General features: G+C 68.1%; 21 protein-coding genes. 15 read left to right on the top strand and 6 right to left on the bottom strand.

The annotated features are described in order from the left end of the window. Position 1: 1 nt before the first annotated feature. From xdhA to G539_RS0101695, 11 genes are all read left to right on the top strand, one after another. Positions 2 to 1,486 carry a xanthine dehydrogenase small subunit gene (gene xdhA, locus G539_RS0101645; RefSeq protein ID WP_029073657.1) on the top strand — a complete coding sequence of 495 codons (1,485 nt, stop codon included), beginning with the start codon at positions 2 to 4 and terminating at the stop codon, positions 1,484 to 1,486. Continuing rightward, the gene (gene xdhB / locus G539_RS0101650) at positions 1,473 to 3,791 is read left to right on the top strand and encodes a xanthine dehydrogenase molybdopterin binding subunit (RefSeq protein ID WP_029073658.1); all 2,319 of its coding nucleotides are present in this window, start codon (positions 1,473 to 1,475) and stop codon (positions 3,789 to 3,791) included. The genes xdhA and xdhB overlap by 14 nt, the downstream gene beginning before the upstream one ends. 4 nt (positions 3,792 to 3,795) lie before the next feature. Next, the gene (gene xdhC, locus G539_RS0101655; RefSeq protein WP_029073659.1) at positions 3,796 to 4,800 is read left to right on the top strand and encodes a xanthine dehydrogenase accessory protein XdhC; all 1,005 of its coding nucleotides are present in this window, start codon (positions 3,796 to 3,798) and stop codon (positions 4,798 to 4,800) included. A 10-nt stretch (positions 4,801 to 4,810) separates the two neighbouring features. Further along, complete coding sequence (locus tag G539_RS0101660) at positions 4,811 to 6,403, top strand: ABC transporter ATP-binding protein (RefSeq protein ID WP_210162782.1); 1,593 nt, start codon at positions 4,811 to 4,813, stop codon at positions 6,401 to 6,403. Continuing rightward, complete coding sequence (locus G539_RS0101665; RefSeq protein ID WP_029073661.1) at positions 6,393 to 7,547, top strand: ABC transporter permease; 1,155 nt, start codon at positions 6,393 to 6,395, stop codon at positions 7,545 to 7,547. The genes G539_RS0101660 and G539_RS0101665 overlap by 11 nt, the downstream gene beginning before the upstream one ends. 8 nt (positions 7,548 to 7,555) lie before the next feature. Continuing rightward, the gene (locus G539_RS0101670) at positions 7,556 to 8,467 is read left to right on the top strand and encodes an ABC transporter permease (RefSeq protein WP_029073662.1); all 912 of its coding nucleotides are present in this window, start codon (positions 7,556 to 7,558) and stop codon (positions 8,465 to 8,467) included. A gap of 93 nt (positions 8,468 to 8,560) precedes the next feature. Further along, positions 8,561 to 9,631 carry a BMP family ABC transporter substrate-binding protein gene (locus G539_RS0101675; protein WP_029073663.1) on the top strand — a complete coding sequence of 357 codons (1,071 nt, stop codon included), beginning with the start codon at positions 8,561 to 8,563 and terminating at the stop codon, positions 9,629 to 9,631. A gap of 163 nt (positions 9,632 to 9,794) precedes the next feature. Continuing rightward, the gene (locus G539_RS0101680) at positions 9,795 to 10,976 is read left to right on the top strand and encodes a urate hydroxylase PuuD (RefSeq protein ID WP_029073664.1); all 1,182 of its coding nucleotides are present in this window, start codon (positions 9,795 to 9,797) and stop codon (positions 10,974 to 10,976) included. Positions 10,977 to 11,009: 33 nt separating this feature from the next. Beyond that, positions 11,010 to 11,531, top strand: a complete 522-nt coding sequence (uraD, locus tag G539_RS0101685) for a 2-oxo-4-hydroxy-4-carboxy-5-ureidoimidazoline decarboxylase (RefSeq protein ID WP_029073665.1) — start codon at positions 11,010 to 11,012, stop codon at positions 11,529 to 11,531. Beyond that, on the top strand, positions 11,528 to 12,802 hold the full coding sequence (locus G539_RS0101690) for an allantoate amidohydrolase (protein WP_029073666.1): 1,275 nt from the start codon (positions 11,528 to 11,530) through the stop codon (positions 12,800 to 12,802). The genes uraD and G539_RS0101690 overlap by 4 nt, the downstream gene beginning before the upstream one ends. Further along, positions 12,799 to 14,016 carry an ArgE/DapE family deacylase gene (locus G539_RS0101695; protein WP_035829823.1) on the top strand — a complete coding sequence of 406 codons (1,218 nt, stop codon included), beginning with the start codon at positions 12,799 to 12,801 and terminating at the stop codon, positions 14,014 to 14,016. Before G539_RS0101690 ends, G539_RS0101695 begins: the two co-directional genes overlap by 4 nt. A 79-nt stretch (positions 14,017 to 14,095) precedes the next feature. Here G539_RS0101695 and G539_RS23325 read toward each other — a convergent pair whose 3' ends face one another. The 4 genes from G539_RS23325 to G539_RS27375 all read right to left on the bottom strand — a co-directional run bounded on the left by G539_RS23325 (position 14,096) and on the right by G539_RS27375 (position 17,806). Beyond that, a complete protein-coding gene (locus G539_RS23325) occupies positions 14,096 to 14,707 on the bottom strand; it encodes an isoprenylcysteine carboxyl methyltransferase family protein (RefSeq protein ID WP_084639695.1) in 612 nt (203 codons plus the stop codon). Further along, positions 14,707 to 15,816: a type III polyketide synthase gene (locus tag G539_RS0101705; protein WP_051231004.1), complete on the bottom strand. Its 1,110-nt coding sequence runs from the start codon at positions 15,814 to 15,816 to the stop codon at positions 14,707 to 14,709. Before G539_RS0101705 ends, G539_RS23325 begins: the two co-directional genes overlap by 1 nt. 561 nt (positions 15,817 to 16,377) lie before the next feature. Next, positions 16,378 to 16,959 (bottom strand): tetratricopeptide repeat protein, encoded by a 582-nt coding sequence (locus G539_RS0101710; RefSeq protein ID WP_051231005.1) that lies wholly within the window; start codon positions 16,957 to 16,959, stop codon positions 16,378 to 16,380. Positions 16,960 to 17,146: 187 nt separating this feature from the next. Beyond that, the gene (locus G539_RS27375) at positions 17,147 to 17,806 is read right to left on the bottom strand and encodes a tetratricopeptide repeat protein (protein WP_051231006.1); all 660 of its coding nucleotides are present in this window, start codon (positions 17,804 to 17,806) and stop codon (positions 17,147 to 17,149) included. Positions 17,807 to 17,890: 84 nt separating this feature from the next. Here G539_RS27375 and G539_RS23330 point away from each other — a divergent pair, with 84 nt between their 5' ends. Further along, positions 17,891 to 18,430 carry an RNA polymerase sigma factor gene (locus tag G539_RS23330; RefSeq protein WP_084639701.1) on the top strand — a complete coding sequence of 180 codons (540 nt, stop codon included), beginning with the start codon at positions 17,891 to 17,893 and terminating at the stop codon, positions 18,428 to 18,430. Then, complete coding sequence (locus G539_RS0101725; protein ID WP_029073671.1) at positions 18,423 to 19,256, top strand: anti-sigma factor; 834 nt, start codon at positions 18,423 to 18,425, stop codon at positions 19,254 to 19,256. The genes G539_RS23330 and G539_RS0101725 overlap by 8 nt, the downstream gene beginning before the upstream one ends. Before the next feature lie 81 nt (positions 19,257 to 19,337). On the opposite strand, the gene rimO is transcribed toward G539_RS0101725, so the two are convergent. Next, the gene (gene rimO, locus G539_RS0101730) at positions 19,338 to 20,654 is read right to left on the bottom strand and encodes a 30S ribosomal protein S12 methylthiotransferase RimO (RefSeq protein WP_029073672.1); all 1,317 of its coding nucleotides are present in this window, start codon (positions 20,652 to 20,654) and stop codon (positions 19,338 to 19,340) included. Positions 20,655 to 20,910: 256 nt separating this feature from the next. Between rimO and G539_RS0101735 the strand changes: the two genes are divergently transcribed. Continuing rightward, positions 20,911 to 21,330, top strand: coding sequence for a group III truncated hemoglobin (locus G539_RS0101735; RefSeq protein WP_051231007.1), 420 nt, complete (start codon positions 20,911 to 20,913; stop codon positions 21,328 to 21,330). A 138-nt stretch (positions 21,331 to 21,468) separates the two neighbouring features. Continuing rightward, positions 21,469 to 22,200, top strand: coding sequence for a GIY-YIG nuclease family protein (locus tag G539_RS26485; RefSeq protein WP_084639703.1), 732 nt, complete (start codon positions 21,469 to 21,471; stop codon positions 22,198 to 22,200). Here G539_RS26485 and G539_RS0101745 read toward each other — a convergent pair. Further along, the gene (locus tag G539_RS0101745; RefSeq protein ID WP_029073674.1) at positions 22,194 to 22,907 is read right to left on the bottom strand and encodes a DUF1868 domain-containing protein; all 714 of its coding nucleotides are present in this window, start codon (positions 22,905 to 22,907) and stop codon (positions 22,194 to 22,196) included. The genes G539_RS26485 and G539_RS0101745 overlap by 7 nt on opposite strands. Positions 22,908 to 22,950 lie beyond the last annotated feature (43 nt).

The raw sequence follows: 22,950 nt of genomic DNA on the forward strand, positions 1-22,950 counted from the left end.
GATGCGCGAGACCATCCGCTTCGTGCGCCGGGGCCAGATCGTCGAGACGGGCGCCGTCGAGCCGATGACGACCCTGCTCGACTATCTCCGCCTGACCGAGGGCACGACCGGCACCAAGGAAGGCTGCGGCGAGGGCGACTGCGGCGCCTGCACGGTGGCGATCGGGCGCTCGCGCGGGGGGCGTGTGGTCTATGAGCCCGTCAACGCCTGCATCCAGCTGCTCGGCATGGTCGATGGCTGCGAGGTCGTCACGGTCGAGGACCTGGCCGAGGGCGGGACGCTGCATCCGATCCAGCAGGCCATGGTCGAGAAACACGCCTCGCAATGTGGCTTCTGCACGCCGGGCTTCGTCATGAGCCTGTTCACGCTCTATCAGGGCACCGAGAGCGCGGTCGGGCGCGACACGATCAACGACACCATCGCCGGCAATCTCTGCCGCTGCACCGGCTACCGGCCCATCGTCGAAGCCGGAATGGCGGTCTGCGCCGGCCCGCGTGACGACCGCTTCCGCAAGGCCGGCGAGGACACCGCCGGCGTGCTCGATTTCATCGCCGACCATCGCGACATCTTCATCGGCGACGAGGACCATTTCTTCGCCGCGCCCGCCTCGATCGACGGGCTCGCCGCGCTCTACGAGCGTCATCCGAACGCCGTGCTCGTCGCCGGCGCCACCGATGTCGGCCTCTGGATCACCAAGCAGCTGCGCGACATCCCGAAGATCATCCATCTCGGCCGCGTCCGTGGCCTGGACGGCATCGAGGATACGGGCCGCGAGATCCTGATCGGCGCGGCGGCGACCTATGCGAGCGTCGAGCCCCATGCGCAGGCGCTCGACCCCGACCTTGGCGAGCTGTTCCGCCGCATTGGCTCCAAGCAGGTGCGCGCCCGCGGCACGGTCGTCGGCAATGTCGCCAACGGCTCGCCGATCGGCGACACGCCGCCGGCGCTGATCGTGCTCGGGGCGACGATGGAGCTCCGGCGCGGCGATCGCGCCCGGGTCATGGCGGTCGAGGATTTCTACATCGACTACGGCAAGCAGAACCGCGCCGCCGGCGAGTTCGTCACCGGGCTGCTCATTCCGAAGTTGCGCGAGGACCAGATCTTCCGCTGCTACAAGGTGACGAAGCGCTTCGACCAGGACATTTCCTCGGTCATGGGCGCCTTTCGCTTCACGCTCGACGAGCAGGGCCTGATCCGCGAGGCGCGCATCGCCTATGGCGGCATGGCGGGCATTCCGAAGCGCGCCAAGGGCGCCGAGGCGGCGCTGCAGGGGGCGGGCATCCGCGATGCCGCCGCGTGGTCGAAGGCGTTCGTCGCGTTGCGCGACGACTTCGCGCCGATGGACGATCACCGGGCGAGCGCCGCCTACCGCGCCGAAACCGCGCATGCGCTGCTCGGCAAGGCGTTGCTCGAGGCGGCGGGGACGCCGACCGAGCGTACGCGGCTGGTCGGCCGGCGGGAGGGCTTCGTCCATGCTGCTGAATAAGCCGCCCATCGTCGCCGATGCCGACCTGGCCGTGGTCCGCAAGCCGCTGCCGCATGACAGCGCCGAGCGCCATGTGACGGGCACCGCCGCCTATATCGACGACATTCGCGAGCCGGCGGGCACGCTGCATATCGCGCCCGGCTACGCGCCGATCGCCGCAGGGACGATCACGAGCCTCGATCTCGACGCGGTGCGTTCTTCGCCCGGCGTCGTCGCCGTCCTGACGGCGGCCGACATTCCCGGCGCCAACGATGTCAGCCCGAAGCTGATCGGCGACGACCCGGCGCTCGCCGTGGACCGCGTCCGTTTCTACGGCCAGGTCGTGTTCATCGTCGTCGCGACGACGCGCGACCAGGCGCGCCGCGCGGCGAAGCTGGCCAAGTTCACCACCGAGGCCGAAGCCCCGGTGATCACGGTCGCCGACGCGACCGAGACGGTGCTGCCCGAATATTCGTTCGGCCGCGGCGACGTCGAGATGGGGCTCGCGGCAGCGCCGCTGAAGCTCCAGGGCCAGTTCACGATCGGCGGGCAGGAGCATTTCTATCTCGAAGGCCAGATCGCCATGGCCGTGCCGGGCGAGGCGGGCGAGATGCATGTCTACTCGTCGACCCAGCATCCGAGCGAGGTGCAGCACCTCGTCGCCCATGCGCTGCATGTGCCGTCGAGCGCGGTGACGGTCGAGATCCGCCGCATGGGCGGCGGCTTCGGCGGCAAGGAGAGCCAGGCGTCGCAATGGGCGGTGCTCGCGGCGCTCGCGGCGGTGAAGACCGGGCGGCCCTGCAAGTTCCGCCTCGACCGCGACGACGACATGATCATGACCGGCAAGCGGCATGATTTCGAGGTCGCCTACCGGGTCGGCGCGACAGCCGATGGCATCCTGCGCAGCGTCGACGTCGCGCTCAATGCCCGCTGCGGCCATTCCGAGGACCTGTCGATGGGCGTCGTCGACCGGACGATGTTCCATTCCGACAATTCCTATTTCTATCCGACCTGCCGCATCCTGACCCGGCGCTACCGCACCAACACGGTCTCCAACACGGCGTTTCGCGGCTTCGGCGGCCCGCAGGGCATGCTGTTCGCCGAGCGGATGATGGATCATGTCGCCTACACGCTGAAGAAGGATCCGCTCGACGTCCGCAAGGAGAATTTCTACCGGAGTGGCCGCGACCACACGCCCTACGGCATGCAGGTCACCGACAATCTGCTGCACGATCTCGTCGGCCAGCTGGAGCGGACCAGCGACTACCGCGCCCGCCGCGAGGAGATTACCGCCTGGAACGCCAGGAGCCGCATCCTGAAGCGCGGCCTGGCGCTGACGCCGGTCAAGTTCGGCATCTCCTTCACGCTGATGATGCTGAACCAGGCCGGCGCGCTCGTGCATCTCTACCGCGACGGCTCGATCCACCTGAACCATGGCGGCACCGAGATGGGGCAGGGCCTGTTCCAGAAGGTGGCGCAGGTGGTGGCCGAGGCATTCGGCGTCGATCCCGGCAAGGTGGCGATCACCGCGACGCGCACCGACAAGGTGCCGAACACCTCGCCGACAGCGGCGTCGTCCGGCACCGATCTGAACGCCATGGCGGCGCTCAACGCCTGCAACATCATCAAGGACCGGCTCTTCGCCTTCATCGAGGAGAAGTGGCACGTCCGCCGCACCCAGGTGTCGTTCCGGGGCGGCCAGGTGATCTTCGGCAATCACGTGATGAGCCTCGCGGAGATCGCCAACGCCGCCTATGTCGAGCGCGTGCAGCTCTCCGCCGCGGGCTTCTACAAGACGCCGAAGATCGCGTGGAACCGCGACAAGGCCGAGGGCCGTCCCTTCTTCTACTTCGCCTATGGCGCGGCCTGCTCCGAGGTCACGATCGACACCATGACCGGCGAGATGAAGGTCGACCGGGTCGATATCCTGCACGACGTCGGCAAGTCGCTGAACCCGGCGCTCGACATCGGCCAGATCGAGGGCGGATTCGTCCAGGGCATGGGCTGGCTGACGACGGAGGAGCTGGTCTGGGACGACAAGGGCCGGCTGCGCACCCATGCGCCGTCGACCTACAAGATCCCGGCCGCATCCGACATTCCGGCGCATTTCAAGACCGAGCTTTTCCAGTCGGAAGGGCCGCGCGAAGACACTATCTTTAAGTCGAAGGCCGTGGGTGAGCCGCCGCTGATGCTCGGCATTTCGGTCTTCTGCGCGATCGCCAACGCGATCGCCAGCCTGAAACCGGGTGTAATGCCCGCCCTCGACGCGCCGGCGACGCCGGAGGCGATCATGCGGGCGGTTCGAGGGATGACGACGACGGAATAGGATCATGCTGGTCTGGCAGCGTCTGCTCGAAGCGATCGATCGTCATGGCAAGGCTGCCATGGCGACGGTGGTGGAGACGCGCGGCTCCGCTCCGCGCGAGGCGGGCGCCCGGATCGTGGTTCTCCCGGATGCCTCCTTTTTCGGCACGATCGGCGGCGGCACGCTCGAATGGCGGGCAATCGCCGAAATGCAGGCGGCGCTGGCGCGGCCGCAGCCGCATTACTACGAGAGCCGGCGCGTCGCGCTCGGGCCGGAGCTCGGCCAGTGCTGCGGCGGGCGGGTCGACCTGGCGCTCGAAGTGTTCGACCGCTCGCGCCGGCAGGAGGTCGAGATTCTGGCGGCCGCCGAGCAGGCCGCGCCGTTCCGCACGCGCGGCGAGCAGATGTCGGACGGCAAGCTGCACCGGACCCTCGATCCCGCGAGCATGGTGGCGATCGGCGCGGCGCGGATCGACCACGGCATCGTCGAAGAGGGATTTGGCGACGACCGGCGGGTTCTCTACCTGTTCGGGGCGGGGCATGTCGGACGGGCGCTCGTGCTGGCGCTCGCGCCCTTGCCGTTCCGCGTCGTCTGGATCGATCCGCGTCCCGACGCCTTTCCACAGCATGTTCCCGCCAATGTCCGCTGCGTCCAGCCGGACGACACACCCTCGACCCTCGACGGCGCGCCGTCGGGAAGCTTCGTGCTGGTGATGTCGCACAGCCACGCGCTCGACCTCGCCATCGTGGCTCGGGCGCTGAAAGGGCAGGATTTCGCCTATGTCGGGCTGATCGGCAGCGAAACCAAGCGGGCCCGGTTCTCGAGCCAGCTGACTGGCGCGGGACTTGCGAGGGCGGAAATCGAGCGCCTGGTGTCGCCGATCGGCGTCGCCGGGATTCGCTCGAAACTGCCCGCGGCTATTGCAGCGTCGGTGGCTGCCGATCTACTGGTGCGGGACGAGGCGATGCGCGGGGCGCTCGCGGACGGGGCGCGGGATGCCGAGGCGACGCGGGCTTTGAGGGGACGGTGACGTGGAGCTGATCAGGGGCGGGGCAGGCCAGGGCGGGCAGGGGCGACAGCGCCCCGACAGCGCGCCGCTGTTACAGGCGACCGGAGTCACGAAGCTGTTCGGGTCGTTCAAGGCGAATGACGGCATCGACCTCGCGATCCGCCCCGGCGAGATCCACGCGCTTCTCGGCGAGAACGGCGCCGGCAAGTCGACCCTGGTCAAGATCCTCTACGGCTCGCTGCAGCCGACGGAGGGGGCGATCGCCTGGAAGGGCCAGACCGTCACCATCGCCAGCCCCTCGGCCGCGCGAAAGCTCGGCATCGGCATGGTGTTCCAGCATTTCTCACTGTTCGAGGCGCTGACCGTCGTCGAGAACATCGCGCTCGCGCTGTCGGACCGGAAGAGCCGTGCCGCGCTCGCTCGCGAGATCGAGCAGATCTCGGCCGAATACGGCCTGCCGCTCAATCCGAACTCGGTGATCGCCGACCTCTCCGTCGGTGAGCGGCAGCGCGTCGAGATCGTGCGCTGCCTGCTGCAGAGCCCCGAACTCATCATCATGGACGAGCCGACCTCGGTGCTGACGCCGCAGGAGGCCGACGACCTCTTCGTCACGCTCGACAAGCTGACCGAGCGCGGCTGCGCGGTGCTCTACATCAGCCACCGGCTCGAGGAGGTGAAGCGGATCTGCCACCACGCCACCATCCTGCGCCATGGCAAGGTGGTCGCCGAGTGCGATCCGCAGAAGGAGACGGCCGCCCGGCTCGCCACCATGATGGTTGGCGCCGAGGTGCGCAGCCTCTCCGCCGATATTCCCGCGCCGCAGAACAGCAAGACCCGGCTCGCCGTGCGCGATTTGTCGATGCCGCAGCCGCATCCCTTCGCCGTCGCGCTCGATTCCATCTCCTTCGAGGTGAAGGCGGGCGAGGTGATGGCGATTGCCGGGATCGCCGGCAACGGCCAGGGCGAGCTGTTCGACGCGCTCTCCGGCGAGCGGCCGGCCGCCGATGCCGGCGCGGTGACGATCGACGGCAAGGCGTGCGGCGCGCTCGGCGTGACGGCGCGTCGGCGGCTCGGCGCCGCCTTCGTGCCGGAGGAGCGCCTCGGCCATGGCGCGGTGCCGCGGATGAAGCTCTCGGACAATGTGCTGCTGACGCGCCATGCGACCGGCGACGGGCTGCAGAGCGGCGGCGTCATCCATCCGGATGCAGCGCGGCAGCTTGCCGAGCGCATCAGCCGCGCCTTCGACGTGCGCAAGGGCACGCCTGATCCCGAGGCCGGCTCGCTTTCCGGCGGCAATTTGCAGAAATTCGTCGTCGGCCGCGAGATCGACCGCCAGCCGGGCGTGCTCGTCGTCAGCCAGCCGACCTGGGGCGTCGATGCCGGCGCGGCGGCCATCATCCGCCAGGCGCTGATCGATCTCGCGCGGTCGGGCTCGGCGATCCTCGTGATCAGCCAGGATCTCGACGAGGTGCTGGAGATCGCCGACCACGTCGCGGTGATCTCGAAGGGCCATCTTTCGCCGTCGCGTCCGACCGCCGGGTTGACGCGCGAGGAGATCGGGCTGTTGATGGGCGGTGTCGGCGAGCCGACGACGAGCGGCCGGGGGGCTGTCCATGCGCATTGAACTGGTCCGCCGTGGCGAGCGATCCGCCGCCATGGCCTATCTGTCGCCTCTTCTGGCGCTGCTGCTGACGCTGATCGGCGGCGCTCTGATCGTCGTCGTCTGGCGTGTCGTTGCGGCCGATCTGTCTTCGCCGGATTCCGGCGGTCTGGCCGGGGCGCTCGGCAAGGGGTGCTCCGACTACGGCAAGTTCCTCTACGTGTTCTTCATCGAGCCGCTGACGGCGATGTGGTCGCTCGAGGACCTCGTCGCCAAGGCGACGCCGATCATCCTCGTCGCGATCGGCCTGTCTCTCTGCTACCTCTCCAATACCTGGAACATCGGCGCCGAGGGGCAGATCGCGGTCGGCGCGATCGCCGGCTCCTTCCTGCCGATCTTCTTTCCCGAGGCGCAGGGCCCCTTCATCCTGCCGGCGATGCTGATCCTCGGCATGCTGGGCGGCATGGCCTATGCGGCGATCCCGGCGCTCCTGAAGATCCGCTTCGGCACCAACGAGATCCTGACCAGCCTGATGCTGGTCTATGTGGCGCAGCTTTTCCTCGACTGGCTGGCGCGCGGCCCCTGGCGCAACCCGGCCGGCCACAATTTCCCGGACAGCCGCCCCTTCGACGGCGACCAGCTGCTGCCGACTTTGTTCGGCACCAACATCCGCATCAGCATCCTGTTCGTGCTGGTCGCCGCCTTCGCGGCCTGGTTCCTGATGCGCTGGACCCGCACCGGCTTCCAGATCCGCGTGCTCGGCCAGGCGCCGCGGGCAGGGGCCTTCGCCGGCTTCAGCCAGAACAAGATGGTGCTCCTGACCTTCCTGATCTCCGGCGCGCTCGCCGGCCTCGCCGGCATCTCCGAGGTGGCCGGCCCGATCGGCCAGCTCCGCACCACGGTGTCGCCCGGCTATGGCTTCACGGCGATCATCGTCGCCTTTCTCGGCCGGCTGAACCCGATCGGCGCCATCTTCGCGGGCTTCCTGCTGGCGCTCTCCTATCTCGGCGGCGAGGGCGCGCAGATCGCGCTCGGCATGTCCGACCAGACGACGCGCGTGTTCCAGGGCATGTTGCTGTTCTTCGTGCTTGCCTGCGACAGCTTCATCTTCTACCGGCTGCAGATCGTGCGCCGTCCCGTCACCCAGACCCAGGCGGTGGCGTCATGACCGCGCTCATGCTCGAAGGCATCCTGCTCACCATCATCACCGCCGCGACGCCGCTTCTGTTCGCGGCGATCGGCGAACTCGTCACCGAGCGCTCCGGCGTTCTCAATCTCGGCGTCGAGGGCATGATGGCGATGGGCGCCGTGATCGGCTTCGCGGTGGCGCACACCACCGGCAGCTTCGGCCTCGGCATCCTCGGCGCCATCGTCGCCGGGATGACGATGGCGGCGCTGTTCGGCGTCGTGACGCTGATCTTCGTCGCCAACCAGGTGGCGTCCGGCCTCGCGCTGACATTGTTCGGCCTCGGGCTCTCGGGCCTGATCGGCGATGCCTTCGTCGGCGTGCCCGGGGCGGGCCTCGCCCGCATCTCCATCCCGGTGCTCAGCGACCTTCCGGTGGTCGGCCTGCTGTTCCGGCTCGATCCGCTGACCTATCTCGCCATTGCCATCACCATCGCGGTTTCCTGGTTCATGTTCCGCATGCGCGGCGGCCTGGTCCTGCGCGCCGTCGGCGACAGCCATTCGTCCGCCCACGCGCTCGGCTACAACGTCATCCGCGTCCGTTTCATGGCGGTGCTGTTCGGCGGCGCCTGCTCGGGCCTCGCGGGCGCCTATCTCTCGCTCGTCTACACGCCGCAATGGACGCAGGCGATGACGGCCGGTCGCGGCTGGATCGCGCTGGCGCTCGTCGTTTTCGCCACCTGGCTGCCTCGTCGTGTTCTGGTGGGCGCGCTGCTCTTTGGCGGCGTCAGCATCCTGCAGCTCCACGCCCAGGCGCTCGGCGTCGGCGTGCCGTCGCAGTTCCTGTCGGCGCTGCCCTACCTGACGACCATCGTCGTGCTGGTGATCATTTCGCGCAATCGCGCGCTCGTCCGGGCCAATACGCCGGCGGCGCTCGGCCAATCCTTCGTTCCCGATCGCTAGTCGGGAGCTTCTTGCCAGGACGTGCCGCAGCGATCCGCGGCGATCTCCTGAACGAGTGGATCGCACTGGAAGACGGATAGAGGGGAACAGGCCTTGAAACACATTCTGACCGCCGCAACCGCGGTGATTGCACTGGCCATCGGCGTCGGTTCCGCCAACGCGGCCGACAAGCTGAAGGCATGCTGGATGTATGTCGGTCCGCACAATGACGGCGGCTACAGCGAAGGCCACGACGTCGGCCGCCAGATGGTCGAGAAGGAACTCGGCGACAAGGTCGAGACCTCCTATGTCGAGAGCATCGCCGAGGGACCGGACGCCGAGCGCGCCCTGGAACGCCTCGCCCGCTCCGGCTGCCAGATCATCTTCTCGACCTCGTTCGGCTTCATGGACCCGACCATCAAGGTCGCCGCGAAGTTCCCGGACGTGAAGTTCGAGCACGCCACCGGCTTCAAGACGGCGCCGAATGTCGGCACCTACAACGCGCGCTTCTATGAAGGCCGCTACATCGCCGGCCAGATCGCCGCGAAGCAGTCGAAGTCCGGCGTCGCCGGCTACATCGTCTCCTTCCCGATCCCCGAAGTCGTGATGGGCATCAACTCCTTCATGCTCGGCGCGCAGTCGATCAACCCCGACTTCAAGATCAAGGTCGTCTGGGTCAATTCCTGGTTCGATCCCGCCAAGGAGGCCGACGCCGCCAAGGCGCTGTTCGACCAGGGCGCCGACATCATCACCCAGCACACCGACTCGCCGGCGCCGCTGCAGATCGCGCAGGAGCGCGGCCTGCATGGTTTCGGCCAAGCCCACAACATGTATGAGTTCGCGCCGAAGGCCCAGTACACGGCCATCGTCGACACCTGGGGCCCCTACTACGTCAAGCGCGTCAACGCCGTGCTCGACGGCACCTGGAAGGCCGAGCAGATCTGGGACGGCCTGAAGGATGGCATCCTCGAGATGGCCGAGTACCACAACCTGCCGGACGATGTCGTCGCCGCGGCCAAGAAGACCCAGGCCGACATCGAGGCCGGCACGCTGCATCCGTTCAAGGGCCCGATCTTCAAGCAGGACGGCACCGAGGTGATCGGCGAGGGCAAGAACCTCGACGACGGCACGCTCCTCAGCATGAACTGGTACGTCAAGGGCATCGACGACCAGCTGCCGAAGTAAGCGACAGGCTCGATCGCCCGGAACCGCCTCCGCGTTTCCGGGCGATCCTCCACGGAGAAGGCCTAGCGCCGCTCCGTTCCCGACGTGATGCGCCGGGACGGAGGAGGCGGGGTCTTCACCGATCTTTCGGAACCGGCACCACAACGAGACCGAAGCCCACCAGATGTCCGCATTCTACGTCGACTGGTTGAACCTGCTGATCCGCTGGGCCCACATGATCGTGGGCATAGGCTGGATCGGAACCTCGTTCTATTTCATCGCGCTCGACCTCTCGCTGAAGAAGCGCGAGCAGATGAAGGAGGGCGTCTACGGCACCGCCTGGGAAGTGCATGGCGGCGGCTTCTATCACGTCGAGAAATACCTGGTCGCGCCGCCGGCGCTGCCCTCGGACCTCATCTGGTACAAGTGGGAAGCCTATCTCACCTGGGTCACCGGCTTCCTGCTGCTGATCGTCCAGTACTACTGGAACGCCAATACCTATCTGATCGACAAGTCGATCCTGCCGATGCTGCCGTCGCAGGCAATCGTCATCTCGATGCTGTCGCTCGTTGGCGGCTGGGTGATCTACGACCAGCTCTGCAAGTCGGTCATCGGCCGCAGCACGCCGCTTCTCGCCATCTGCGTCTTCGCGCTGATCGTCGGCGCCGCCTACATGTTCACCCATGTCTATTCGGGGCGTGGCGCGCTGATCCATGTCGGCGCCTTCATCGGCACGATCATGGCGGTCAACGTGTTCGGCGTGATCATACCGAACCAGAAGAAGATCGTCGCCTCGCTCCTGAAGCACGAGAAGCCGGATCCGCGCCTCGGCGCGATCGGCAAGCAGCGCTCGGTGCACAACAACTACCTGACGCTGCCCGTGCTGCTGATGATGGTCTCGAACCATTATCCGATGCTGACCAGCCACCCGCAGAGCTGGCTCATCGTCGCCTTCATCCTGCTCCTCGGCGGCTCGATCCGGCATTTCCTCAACCGGCACGACGCGCATGACCCGTTCCGCAAGTTCGCCTGGACCATTCCCGCGGCGGCGGTGGCGTTCGGCGTGTTGCTGGTCATGACGGCGCCCCGTCCGATCGAGATCGACCCCAGTCTTGCCGTCTCGGATGCGGACGTGCTGACGCTGACGGCCAAGCATTGCGCGGCCTGCCACGCCACCAAGCCGACCCATGACGGCTTCGATGCGCCGCCGAAGGGTGTCGTTCTTACCTCCACGGATCAGCTCGCCGCGCACAAGCAGCAGATCATGGCGCAGGCCGTGAACGGCACGGCCATGCCGCTCGGCAACGAGCAGGGCATGACCGAGGACGATCGCAAGAGGCTTGGCGCGTGGCTGCAAAGCCATTAGACAGACCGGATTAGGGTCTGCAACCGGGATGAAATGTCGACGCAGCCGCTGACGCTCGCCGCGGTCAACCGCATGGATGAGGAAGCCTTCGTGACGAGTTTCGGCGATATCGCCGAACATTCGCCATGGGTGGCGGAGCTGGCGGGGAGGGTACGGCCCTATCCCGACCGGGATGCGATGGTGGCGGCCTTCGCCACCGCCGTCCGGCAAGCCGGCGTCGAGGCGCAGCGCGCCCTGCTGCTCGCCCATCCCGACCTCGCTGGCCGGGCCGCGATTGCCAACGAACTGGCGCCCGAATCCCGCAACGAACAGGCCAGCGCCGGCCTCGACCGCATGACGGCGGACGAGTATGCGCGGTTCTCCGACATGAACGCGCGTTACCGCGCCCGCCACGGCATTCCCTTCATCCTCGCGGTCAAGGGCGCCACCAAGCAGCAGATCCTCGATGCCTTTGAGGCGCGGGTCGACAACGATCCGGCCGAGGAGTTCGCCACGGCGCTTTCGCAGGTCGAACGGATCATCCGTTTCCGCCTCGAGGATCGGGTCGCGTCATGAGCGATGCCACGGCAATCCGCGCAGCCGGCACGCGCGCGCAGGAAATGATCGACGCGCTCGCCGCGATCTCGGCCGACAGCGACCGGCTGACACGGCTTTATCTCACGCCCGAGCACAAGCGCGCCGCCGAGCTGGCCGGCACGTGGATGGAACAGGCGGGGCTCTCCGTCCGCATGGACGCCGCCGGCACGATGCGCGGCTCCCTGCCGCCCGGCCGGCCGGGACCGAGCGGCAACAAGAGCCTTCTGATCGGCTCGCATATCGACACGGTGATCGATGGCGGCCGCTATGACGGCAATCTCGGCGTCGTCGTCGGCCTGCTCGCCATCGAGGCGCTGAAGGCGCGCGGCGAGGCGCTGCCCTTCGGCATCGAGCTTCTCGCCTTCGGCGACGAGGAGGGCGTGCGCTATCCGATCACGCTGACCTCGTCGGCGGTCGCGGCGGGCGTGTTCGACCCGGCCGCGCTCGACCAGAGCGACCGCTCCGGCGTCACGATGCGCGAGGCGCTGACGGCGTTCGGCGGCAAGCCGGAGGCGCTGGCCGGAGAGGCGTATCAGGCGGATTCCGTGCTCGGCTATCTCGAGGTCCATATCGAGCAGGGGCCCGTGCTGGAACGCACCGGCGCACCGCTCGGCGTCGTCACGGCGATCGCCAGCCAGAGCCGGCACCGGATCCGTATCAAGGGCGAGGCGGGCCATGCCGGCACCGTGCCGATGCCGATGCGTCGCGACGCGCTCGTGGCTGCGTCGGAGCTGATCGTCGGCATCGAGGCGATCGCGCGGAAGGACCGCAAGAATTCGCTGGTGGCGACGGTGGGCGAGATCGAGGCGCTGCCCGGCGCCTCGAACGTCATCCCGGCCGAAGTGCGCCTGTCGCTCGACGTGCGCGCGGCGACCGACGAAGCACGGCGCGACGCCGTGGCGACGATCCTCTCCTTCGCCCGCAAGACCGAGGCCGTGCGCCAGGTCGCGCTCACCTTCGAGACGGTGCTGGAGAAGCCGGTCGCCACCTGCGGCCCGCGCATGATGGCGGCGATCCAGGAAGGCGCGTCCCGCGTCATGGGCAAGCCGGCGCAGCAGCTCCTCTCCGGCGCCGGCCATGACGGGCTGTCGATGGCGCATCTCGCCGAGTATGGCATGATGTTCGTGCGCTGCCGGGGCGGCATCAGCCACAACCCGGCCGAGTTCGTCACGGTCGACGACATGGGCGCGGCCGTCGAGGGGCTGGTCGAGGCAATCCTGGCGCTGGCACGCCAGGAGGCGGCCCGATGATCCGCGACGCCGTCGCGGCCAACTGGGAGCGCGAGGTCGCCTTTCTCAAGGCGATGATCCGGATCCCAAGCGACAATCCGCCCGGCCATTGCGCGCCCCATGCCGAAGCGACGGCCGTGGCGCTGGAGGCGCTCGGCTTCACGGTCGAGCAATATCCCGTGCCCGAGCCCTATGTCCGCCAGCATGGGATGAAGAGCGTCACCAACCTGATCGTGCGCCAGACCTTCGGCGACGGCGAGGGACCGGTGATCGCCTTGAACGCGCATGGCGACGTGGTGCCGCCGGGCCTCGGCTGGACCACCGATCCCTATGGCGCGGAGGAGCGCGACGGCGCGCTCTACGGGCGCGGCGCGGCCGTTTCGAAGTCCGATTTCGCCACCTATGCCTTCGCGCTGCTGGCGCTCCGCCAGTCGCCCAAGCGTCTTTCGGGCGGCGTCGAGCTGCATCTCACCTATGACGAGGAGACGGGCGGCTTCGTTGGCCCGCAATGGCTGCTGGCGCACCAGCTGTCGAAGGCCGACTACGCCATCTCGGCCGGCTTCTCCTATGCGATCACGACGGCGCACAATGGCGCGCTGCATCTCGAAGTGGTCGTGCGCGGCCGCCAGGCGCATGCCGCCATGCCGTCCTCCGGCGTCGACGCGCTGGAGGCGGCGACGCCGATCCTGACCGCGATCTATGCCGAGCGGCGGCGGCTCGCCGAGCGCGTCTCGACGGAGCGGGGCATCGGTTCGCCGCAGATCACGGTCGGGCTGATCTCGGGCGGCATCAACACCAATGTCGTTCCCGACCGGATCGCCTTCCGGATCGACCGGCGCCTGATCCCGGAAGAGCAGGGCGAGGCGGTCGAGGCGGAGCTGATCGCCCTGATCGAGGCGGCGGCGCCCGGTACCGACGGCGTCGAGGTGGAATGCCGGCGCATCATGCTGGCGGAGCCGCTCCGGCCGCTGCCGGGCGTCGAGCGCCTCGTGGAGGCCGTGCAGGGACCGGCCAAGGCCGTGCTCGGCTTCCCGATCGAGCCGACCGGGGCGCCGCTCTACACCGATGCACGGCACTATTCGGCGGCGGGCATCCCGACCATCCTCTACGGCGCCGGCCCGCGCTCCATCGTCGAGGCCAACGCCCATTCGGCCGATGAGCATGTTCAGTTGTCGGACCTGCGGGCCGCGACCGAGATCGTCGCGCTGGCGCTGGAGGATCTGCTCACCGCGTGAGCCGCCGTAGCGCACTTGCTGGAACTGTCTTCTCACCTCTTCCTGCGGGAGAGGTCGGCTCGAAGAGCCGGGTGAGGGGTTAGGGAACTATCCGGTTAGGCTGTAAACCCTCACCCGCCGGCCTGTGGCCGTCGACCTCTCCCTCAGGGAGAGGTGAAGGGGCGGCGTTTTTCATGGCAGTTGCGACCGGGCCTCTCCGTGCCCTCAGCGCCCGGTTCTCGATCTGGATCCGGTAGGCCAGCATGGCGAGGTTCAGGATGCCGAACACCAGCGCCGGCACCGGCAGGTTGAGCACCAGCGCCAGGAGGGGGATCTCCAGCGCGACGACGACGTAGTTCGGATGCCGCAGATAGCGGTACGGGCCGGTCGCCCGCAACGGCGCGCCGTCTAGCGTGATGATGCGGGTGGTCCAGTACGGACCGAGGGTCGCCAACACCCAGAGTCGCAGTCCCTGCAGCAGCGCGAAGGCCGCGATCAGGATCCAGTTCACCGGCGGGCTGGGCGCGGTCCATGCCGCGAGCGTGACCAGCCAGGCGGCATGCAGCAGCACGATGACGGGATAGTGCTCCGCGCCGACCTCCCTTGCGCCGCGCGCCAGAAGGTTGCGCGTGTTGCGACGGGCATAGGCGAGTTCGACGACGCGTTGCAGCGTCACGGCGAGGAGAAGCCAGTAGGCCCAGCCGATACTCATCAGCCTTCCACCCGCACCATCTGGAAGGCCGCGGTGAATCCCGGGCCGAGCGACGACGCCAGCAGGTTGCCCTTCACGCCCGTGCGGATCAGCTCGTCGAGCACGAACAGAACCGTCGGCGCCGACATGTTGCCATAGCCCGCCAGCACGCGCCGTTCGGCGTCGAGGCCGAACTTCGAATAGCCGAAGACGATTTCCAGCTCGTCCATCACCTTGGCGCCGCCCGGATGGCAGCACGGCCGGTCGATCGCGTCGCGGGACAGGCCGTGGCGGTCGAGGAACCCGGCCAGGGCGGCCGGGTAGTCGCCGGCGATGATCTGGGGGATGCTCTGCTGGAAGATGACGTCGAAGCCCTGCGCGTCGATGTTCCAGCCCATCACGTCGAGCGTGTCGGGCCAGCAATGTTCGCCGCCGAGGCCGAGCGCGGCGATGGCCGCTTCGTCGTTACCGCTGGTGACCACCGCGGCTGCGGCGCCGTCGCCGAACAGCGCGCTGGCTACCAGGTTGCTCTTGGTCAGCCGGTCAAAGCGGAAGGCGAGGCTGGAGAGCTCGACGACGATCATCAGACAGCGGAGGCCTGGCTCGGAACGGGCCATCTGCGCCGTGCGCGTCAGCCCGAGGACGCCGCCGGCGCAACCGAGCCCGAACACCGGCAGCCGCATCACGTCGCTGCGAAAGGGAATGAGGTTCATCAGCCGCGCGTCGATGCTCGGCGTCGATATGCCGGTCGACGAGACGAAGACGATGGCGTCGATGTCCTGCGGGCGGAGTTCGGCCCTGGCGAGCGCGCTGTTGGCGGCCTCGAAGGCGAGGGCGGTCGCGTGTTGCTGGTAGAGACGCGTCTTCTCCTCGAAATCCGCCGGTCCGAGGAACCATTCGACCGGCCGACAGCTGTAGCGGCCGTCGATCGCGGCATTGTCGAAGACCTGCTCCAGCTGGTCGAAGAACGGCATCCGGGTGCCGAACACCTCGCGTGCGCGTTCCTTGGCGACGGTCTGGGAAATCCGATAGGGCGGCACGGCGGTCACCAGCGAGCGCAGCGCCGCCGTTTTCGCCGGACTGCCGGCATCCGCCGTCATGACGGCGCCTGGGAGCTGGATCAGGTTCATGCCCACTCTCTCCGCTCGAAGGTGTTATTCCCCGGGGCCGCTCGGTCCCGTCCCGCGCCTGGTGCCGGTCCCAGCGTGGCGGGGACCGGCCGTCCATCGGCGCTCAAGGTCGCCGCCGAAAGCCCGTGATCCGGTCTATTGGCCGCCCGGCAAGGCCCGGTCGTAGTCGAATGTGTTGGCTGCCCAGCTCGGCCCGCGTGGCCAGGCGGGTTGATCCGGCGGACCATGCGCGCTGAAGGACAGGCAGCGTTGGTACTGGGTGTCCCAGACCTGCTCGTTGCCGCAGGGCGGCCAACGCGCATGGCTGGTCCTTCCATGGCCGCAGGCCCCAAAGCCGGGCGCCGCGGCGGCAAGGCTGCTCCACCCGATCAGGGCTGTCGCCAACAGGACGCGGACTGTTGCCGGGGTCATCGAAATGTCTCCCTCAGCCAACTGCCGAAAGGCTAGCCCTTGCCGGCGTAGGTTTCGATCTCCAAATCCCGGCGCCGGGGTCACGAAGTGGTGACGGCCGGGCCGGCGGCGCGCCCGAATGGACGTCGCCGGCTGGTTTCGGAATTGCCGTTACTCAGTTGGCTTGCCGGCGATCGCCGCGGCGAGATCCTCGTACTGCTCGCATTCCCTGCCGCCGCACAGTCTCTCGATGATGCCGAGCTCGGCCTTGGCGAGTTCCAGCTTCCCGGCGCTGGCATAGCCTTCGCCGAGATATTCGCGCGTGTTGAGGTTGTTGGGATCGATGGCGAGCGCCTGCTTGTAGAAGCCAATGCCGACGTCGGTGTCGCCCCTCTTGCGGTGGCTGTAGCCGATATAGGTCAGCACCATCGCGTCCTGCTTGTTCTGCACGGCGTCGAGCACGACCAGCGCGTCGTCATAATAGCCCGCCAGCGCCAGGGCCCGGCCCTGCTCGAGCAGTTCCTTGTCCGGCAGGTTGCTCGACTGGGCGCGGACGCAGCGCTGCAGCTTCTTGTCCCAGACGAGCCCCTGGCGGCATTGCGGCGGCGCGCTGCCCGAACCCGATGAACCGCCGCCGCCACCACCGCCGCCACTGGCGGCGAGGGCCGGCATCGCGCCGCCGAAGCCCATCATGCCCACGAAGATCGCGGCGAGCGCCGCCCGTGTCACGTCGTCGAAATGCGGTTTCATCATCGTCGTCACCCTCTTGCGGTTGCAGACGCTGAAACATCCATAGGTGGCGCCCTATTCGATGCCGGCAGGACGGCTACCGATCACGAAATGGTGAGGTGCCGGGTTCGCGCGCGACGGGGGCGGCGGCCCGCGCCACGGGCCGCTGCCCCCGAGAACCCGCCGAAGGGCGGGCATGCCGCCTGGATCCCTATTCGGCCGGATTGCCGCCGACCGCGGCGGCCAGATCCTCGTATTGCTCGCATTCGGTGTTGCCGCACAGCTTCTGCACGATCGCGAGCTCGGCCTTGGCGAGCTCGATCCGCCCGGCGCTGGCATAGCCTTCGCCGAGATACTCATGCGTATTGAGGTTGTTCGGGTCGAGCGCGAGCGCCTGCTTGTAGAAGTCGATGCCGACGTCGGTATCGCCCTTCTTGCGGTGGCTGTAGCCGATATAGGTCAGCACCATGGCGTCCTGCTTGTTCTGGACTGCATCCAACACCTCGAGCGCGTTGTCGTGGTAGCCGGCCAGGGCGAGTTGCCGGCCTTGCTGGAACAGTTCCTGGTCCGTCAGGCCGCTCGACTTCGCCTTCACGCAGCGATGCACCTTCTGGCTGAAGACGAAGCCAAGACGGCAGACCTGGTCGGCGGGCATGAAGTGGCTGCTGCCACTGCTGCCGCTGCTCGCGCCACCGCCGCCGCCGCCCATGCCACCCCCGCCGCCACCGCTGCTTCCGCCGCCGCCGCCACTGCTGCCACCGCCGCCACTGCTGCCACCGCTATGGGCGAGCGCCGCGCCGGTCGAGGCGAGCAGGCCAATGAATGCGATCGTGATGATCGATCGCGTCGTCTTTTCGAACATGGTTGTCATCGGAGCCTCCGACTGGTTTCCTCTCGCCGCGAAGTCGAGAGTCGCGGCAAGAACAGCAGGGGCGGGAGCCCTATTCGTTCGCCCATGTCGAGCAGCGGTCACGATCCGGTGAAGGACGGCCTGGCGCTTCATCTCGAGGCGCTGTGGCGCTATGGCCTTGTGCTGTCGCGCAACCGCGACACGGCGGAGGATCTCGTGCAGGCAACCTGCGTCCGGGCGCTGGAGCGCGCCGAGCAGTTCGCCCCGGGCACCCGGCTGGATCGCTGGCTGTTCGCGATACTGCGCTCGATCTGGCTCAACGAGCTGCGCGCCCGGCGCGTGCGGCAGGGCAGCGGGGTCGTCGACGCCGAAGTCGCGCTGGTCTTCGAGGGAAGCGAGGCGATCGAGACGAATATTCTCGCGGCTCAGGTGTTAAGCGAGATCGGACGGATGGCCGAAGCTCAGCGGGAAACCGTCCTGCTGGTCTACGGCGAAGGTTTCTCGTATCGGGAGGCGGCCGACCTTCTCGGAGTACCCATTGGAACGATCATGAGCCGATTGGCCGCCATTCGTGAAAAACTCAGTCCCCTGGCGGACATGTCCAGGCAGCCGGCGCCGCGCGGCAAGCGAGGCGACGATGTCTGAGCAATCTCATCCCGACGACCCCACCATCGTCGCCTATCTCGACGGCGAGCTGGATCCGGCCGAGCGCGCGGCGTTCGTCGCGCGGCTGGAGGCCGAGCCGGACTTGCTCCAGCGGCTTGAGGAGCTCGACCGCGGCGGCGCCGGCATCGCCGACGCGATGGCGGAACTGAAGGCGCGCGCGCCGAAGCCTCGGCTGGACGACATCCTCGCCCAGGCTGTCGCGCAGCACGCGGCGGAGGGAGACACGGTCGTGCCCTTCCGGCGCTCGCCCTTCGCGAACCTCAGCCCGCGCCAGTTAATCGCCGCGTCGGTCGCGCTGTTCCTGCTCGGCGGCATCGCCAACGACTTCCTGCGCGGGCAGCAGGCGCCGAGGCAGGAGCCGCAGCGAGCGGAGGAGGCGGAGACCACCCGGCGCGAGGACTGGCGGCAGGCCGTCGCCGAATACTGGTCGCTGACGACGCCGGAGACGCTGGCGCTGGCGCCGACGCCGGAGCGCGCCGCGGCGGAGCTGCGGCTCGCCTCGAGCAAGCTCGGCGTCGATCTGGCTGGCGTGCCCGGGCAGTTGCCGGGACTGTCCTTCCGGGGCGCGCAATTGTTCGATTTCCACGGCAAGCCGCTGGTGCAGATGGCGTTCCTCGATCCGGAGCACGGACCGATCGCCTATTGCGTGATCGATGATCCGCAGAAGGCGGAGATCGCCCGGACGACCGAGACGCTCGACGACTTCACCATCGTGCACTGGTCATCGGGCGGCCAGGCGCGGCTGCTGATCGGCCGGGCGCCGGCCGGGCGGCTCGAGGCGCTGGCGGAGAAGGTTGCTGGCTGAGGCCGGCGAGGCGGGCAGGGCGGCCTCTCACCTCTCCAGGAGGGAGAGGCGACGGGCCCGCCAGCTACCGACCAACGATCCTCAGACGACCGTGCCGTGCAGGTCGTAGGCGTCGGCGGCCTCGACCTTCGCCGTATAGATCTCGCCGACGCGCATCGGCCGGCGCGAGGTCAGGTGGATCGAACCGTCGATCTCCGGCGCGTCCCAGACGGTGCGGCCCTTGGCGGTGAGGCCGTTCGACTCGTCGATGATGACAGGGATGCGGCGACCGACCTTCTTGGCGAGGCGCTTGGCGCTGATCTCCTGCTGACGCTTCATGAAGCGGTGCCAGCGGATTTCCTTGACCTCTTCCGGAACCGGATTGGCCAGCTCGTTCGCCGGCGCGCCCTCGACCGGCTCGAACTTGAAGCAACCGACGCGATCGAGCTTCACCTCGTCGATCCACTCGAGCAGGAATTCGAAATCCTCGTCCGTCTCGCCGGGGAAGCCGACGATGAAGGTCGAGCGCACGGCGAGATCCGGGCAGATCTCGCGCCATTTGTGGATGCGGTCGGCCGTCTTCACCTGGTTGCCAGGGCGGCGCATCGCCTTCAGGACGCTGGGGCTCGCGTGCTGGAACGGGATGTCGATATAGGGAAGGATCTTGCCCTCGGCCATCAGCTCGACGACCTGGTCGACATGCGGGTAGGGGTAGACATAGTGCATCCGCACCCAGGCGCCGAGCTCGCCGAGCGCCTGCGAGAGGTCGAGGAACTTGGCGCGGACCTCGCGGTCGCGCCACTTGCTGGCCTCGTATTTCAGGTCGACGCCATAGGCGCTCGTATCCTGCGAGATGACGAGCAGCTCCTTGACGCCGGCCTTCACCAGACGCTCCGCCTCGCGCAGCACGTCGCCGGCCGGGCGGCTGACGAGGTCGCCGCGCAGTTTCGGGATGATGCAGAAGGAGCAGCGGTTGTTGCAGCCTTCCGAGATCTTCAGATAGGCGTAGTGGCGCGGGGTGAGCTTGATGCCCTGCGGCGGCACCAGGTCGACGAACGGATCATGCGCCGGCGGCACGGCGGTGTGCACCGCCCCGAGCACGCTCTCATATTGCTGCGGGCCGGTGATCGCCAGCACGTTCGGGAACGCCTCGCGGATCTGCTCGGGCTCGGCGCCCATGCAGCCGGTGACGATGACCTTGCCGTTCTCCTTCATCGCCGTGCCGATGGCTTCCAGCGATTCCGCCTTGGCGCTGTCGAGGAAGCCGCAGGTGTTGACGATGACGACGTCGGCGCCGTCATGATGGCGCGAGAGCTCGTAGCCCTCGGCGCGCAGATGGGTGAGGATCCGCTCGGAATCGACCAGGGCCTTGGGGCAGCCGAGGCTGACAAAGGAAATGCGCGGCGCTTCGCTGTTCATGCGGGCAAGTCTCGGTATGGGTTGGTCGGTGGCTGGTCCGGTACGACGGGCGTCAGGCGCGCCGCGCCAGCGGGCGCGGACAGGTCGACGGGACGGGCTACCTTTTCATTGTTCTATTTCTGGTCGCCTAGATGTCGGAGCGGCTTCTGTCTGTCAATTGAAACCTTGGCCCCGCTTGCGGCGCCTCGTCACGCGGGCTTGTTCGGCGGCGCGCGGACGCCTAGCTGTGAGGCGACCCAGCGCAGCGGAGATGATCATGGCGGGCGAGACCAGCGGATTCGGACACGGCATCCCCGGCGTGGACGAGGCGTCGATCAAGACCCTGGTTCACACCTTCTACGACCGTGTCCGTCGCGATCCGCTGATCGGGCCCGTCTTCGAGGCCCAGGTCGACGACTGGCCCGACCATCTCGACAGGCTCTGTGCCTTCTGGTCGAACGTCGTGCTCAGGACCGGCCGCTACCAGGGCCGGCCGATGCAGAAGCATCTGCGCCTGCCGATCGAGGCCGAGCATTTCGACCGCTGGCTGGCGCTGTTCCGCGCTACTGCCGCCGAAATCATGCCGGCCGACGGCGCCGCCATCTTCATCGACCGCGCCAATCGCATCGCCGACAGCTTCGAGCTTGGCATCGGCACGGTTCGCGGGGAGGTCCGGCGCCCCCGCCATTCCGTGTGAGGCGATCGCCGGCCGCGACGCCTCCTCGCTATCCTTGCGTGCATTATTATTCGTGATACAACCTTATGGTTGTTGGCGGTGCGCTTCGGCTTCCCCCCGGCCGGTGCGCGGATGATCGTGCATTGACGGGGAGGGCGCATGGACACCATCTCGGCAATCTGCCTCGACGCGCTGGTGATCCTGCTGGTGACGCCGGTTCCATGGATCGCGGTCACCCTCCGTTTCCGGCGCCATTGCGCCGAGAGTCGAGACCTGGAGGCGCGGCTCAACCTCGCCCTGGCCGAGGTCGAGACGGTGGCCTCGAAGCTCCGTCGCGAAGGGCGGGGCGGGGAGGGGCGTGGCCCTGCCCGCCGATCCGCACGGGCGCCCGCGCTCGCCGAAGTCACACGCTCCGGCTATGTCTACGTTGTCTCGAATATCGGCTCCTTCGGCAGCCGCGACGTCGTGAAGATCGGGCTCACCCGTCGCCTCGATCCGGCCGATCGCGTCCGCGAACTCGGCGACGCCAGCGTGCCGTTCGCCTTCGAGCTGCATGCGGTGATCTACAGCGACGACGCGCCGGCGTTGGAGCGGGCCCTGCACAACGCCTTTGATCGGGTCCGTGTCAACACGCGGAACTGCCGCAAGGAGTTCTTTCGGGCCAGCCTGGAGGACGTGGAGCGGGCGGTCCGGCGACTCGCGCCGGGCGCCGTGTTTCTTCGCGACGTCTCGACGGTCGACTACCGCGAGGCGCGGCTGCGCCGCCAACAGACGCTGGCGCGGGTCGCGGCGGCCACCAAGGTGGCCGCGCGCTTCAAGGCGATGAAGCCGGTCGACATCCGGCTGGACAACGGTTCGAACGCGGACAGGCTCGGCGGCGCGTCCTATTGAGGGAACTCCCGCAAGATCTCGAAATGCTTCATGTCCTCGAAGCTGCAGAAGGCGGGCGGCCGAAGCTCGAGGCGGGGCGCGCGGCGGAGCAGGGCGAGGCACTCGTCGAACAGATCCTGCCACGCCTCCAGGCGTTCCTCGGGCAGCCATTCGATCACATAGGCGAGCGTCACATGGAAGACGTAGTCGTCATGGTCCGGATGGCGGTAGCCGAAGGTTTCGGCGAGCGCGTCGCGCCAGGCCTTCATCGCCCGCCGATCCGCCGCCGTCGCGCCGGCGACCGTCAGGCCGGTCGGCACGACATCGACGATCTCGACCGCGAACGGCTCCCGGGCGGCGAAGCCGGCCAGCCGGTCCAGATAATGCGTCGTCATCGCGTCGATCGACGCGTCGCGCGGCATGTCGGTCGGCCAGAACGGCGGATCCCGCCGGTCTTCGAGAATGCCCTGGAACAGCGTCATGTGCAGGCTGGAGACCGGCGTGAAGGCGAGGCGGCCTGCGTCCGGCATGGCCAGCATCCGGCGGCGCACCTCGACGATCGCGGCCTGCGACGCCGAACCCTCGACCAGGTGGCAGACGATGGTGTTGCCGGGCTCGTTGAGGAAGGTGCCGTCGCGATCGTAGCGGCGGCCGAGATGGCGCGGCGGCGCCGCGTTAGCGCTGGCGGAGAAGCGGCCGAGCGAGGCGGCGGGGCGTGTTGTCGTCATGCGGGAAAGACCGTCAGTTGGCGTCAGGAGCCGGCGCAGGCAC

The organism is Kaistia adipata DSM 17808 (assembly GCF_000423225.1).
Taxonomy (GTDB): Bacteria; Pseudomonadota; Alphaproteobacteria; order Rhizobiales; family Kaistiaceae; genus Kaistia; species Kaistia adipata.

What these genes read in the sequence shown, in the direction of transcription:
- xdhA (WP_029073657.1), top strand. Translation starts at nt 2, where the DNA reads ATGCGCGAGACCATCCGCTTCGTGCGCCGGGGCCAGATCGTCGAGACG.
- xdhB (WP_029073658.1), top strand. Translation starts at nt 1,473, where the DNA reads ATGCTGCTGAATAAGCCGCCCATCGTCGCCGATGCCGACCTGGCCGTG.
- xdhC (WP_029073659.1), top strand. Translation starts at nt 3,796, where the DNA reads ATGCTGGTCTGGCAGCGTCTGCTCGAAGCGATCGATCGTCATGGCAAG.
- G539_RS0101665 (WP_029073661.1), top strand. Translation starts at nt 6,393, where the DNA reads ATGCGCATTGAACTGGTCCGCCGTGGCGAGCGATCCGCCGCCATGGCC.
- G539_RS0101670 (WP_029073662.1), top strand. Translation starts at nt 7,556, where the DNA reads ATGCTCGAAGGCATCCTGCTCACCATCATCACCGCCGCGACGCCGCTT.
- G539_RS0101680 (WP_029073664.1), top strand. Translation starts at nt 9,795, where the DNA reads ATGTCCGCATTCTACGTCGACTGGTTGAACCTGCTGATCCGCTGGGCC.
- uraD (WP_029073665.1), top strand. Translation starts at nt 11,010, where the DNA reads ATGTCGACGCAGCCGCTGACGCTCGCCGCGGTCAACCGCATGGATGAG.
- G539_RS0101690 (WP_029073666.1), top strand. Translation starts at nt 11,528, where the DNA reads ATGAGCGATGCCACGGCAATCCGCGCAGCCGGCACGCGCGCGCAGGAA.
- G539_RS0101695 (WP_035829823.1), top strand. Translation starts at nt 12,799, where the DNA reads ATGATCCGCGACGCCGTCGCGGCCAACTGGGAGCGCGAGGTCGCCTTT.
- G539_RS23325 (WP_084639695.1), bottom strand. Translation starts at nt 14,707, where the DNA reads ATGAGTATCGGCTGGGCCTACTGGCTTCTCCTCGCCGTGACGCTGCAA.
- G539_RS0101705 (WP_051231004.1), bottom strand. Translation starts at nt 15,816, where the DNA reads ATGAACCTGATCCAGCTCCCAGGCGCCGTCATGACGGCGGATGCCGGC.
- G539_RS0101710 (WP_051231005.1), bottom strand. Translation starts at nt 16,959, where the DNA reads ATGATGAAACCGCATTTCGACGACGTGACACGGGCGGCGCTCGCCGCG.
- G539_RS27375 (WP_051231006.1), bottom strand. Translation starts at nt 17,806, where the DNA reads ATGACAACCATGTTCGAAAAGACGACGCGATCGATCATCACGATCGCA.
- G539_RS23330 (WP_084639701.1), top strand. Translation starts at nt 17,891, where the DNA reads ATGTCGAGCAGCGGTCACGATCCGGTGAAGGACGGCCTGGCGCTTCAT.
- G539_RS0101725 (WP_029073671.1), top strand. Translation starts at nt 18,423, where the DNA reads ATGTCTGAGCAATCTCATCCCGACGACCCCACCATCGTCGCCTATCTC.
- rimO (WP_029073672.1), bottom strand. Translation starts at nt 20,654, where the DNA reads ATGAACAGCGAAGCGCCGCGCATTTCCTTTGTCAGCCTCGGCTGCCCC.
- G539_RS0101735 (WP_051231007.1), top strand. Translation starts at nt 20,911, where the DNA reads ATGGCGGGCGAGACCAGCGGATTCGGACACGGCATCCCCGGCGTGGAC.
- G539_RS26485 (WP_084639703.1), top strand. Translation starts at nt 21,469, where the DNA reads ATGGACACCATCTCGGCAATCTGCCTCGACGCGCTGGTGATCCTGCTG.
- G539_RS0101745 (WP_029073674.1), bottom strand. Translation starts at nt 22,907, where the DNA reads ATGACGACAACACGCCCCGCCGCCTCGCTCGGCCGCTTCTCCGCCAGC.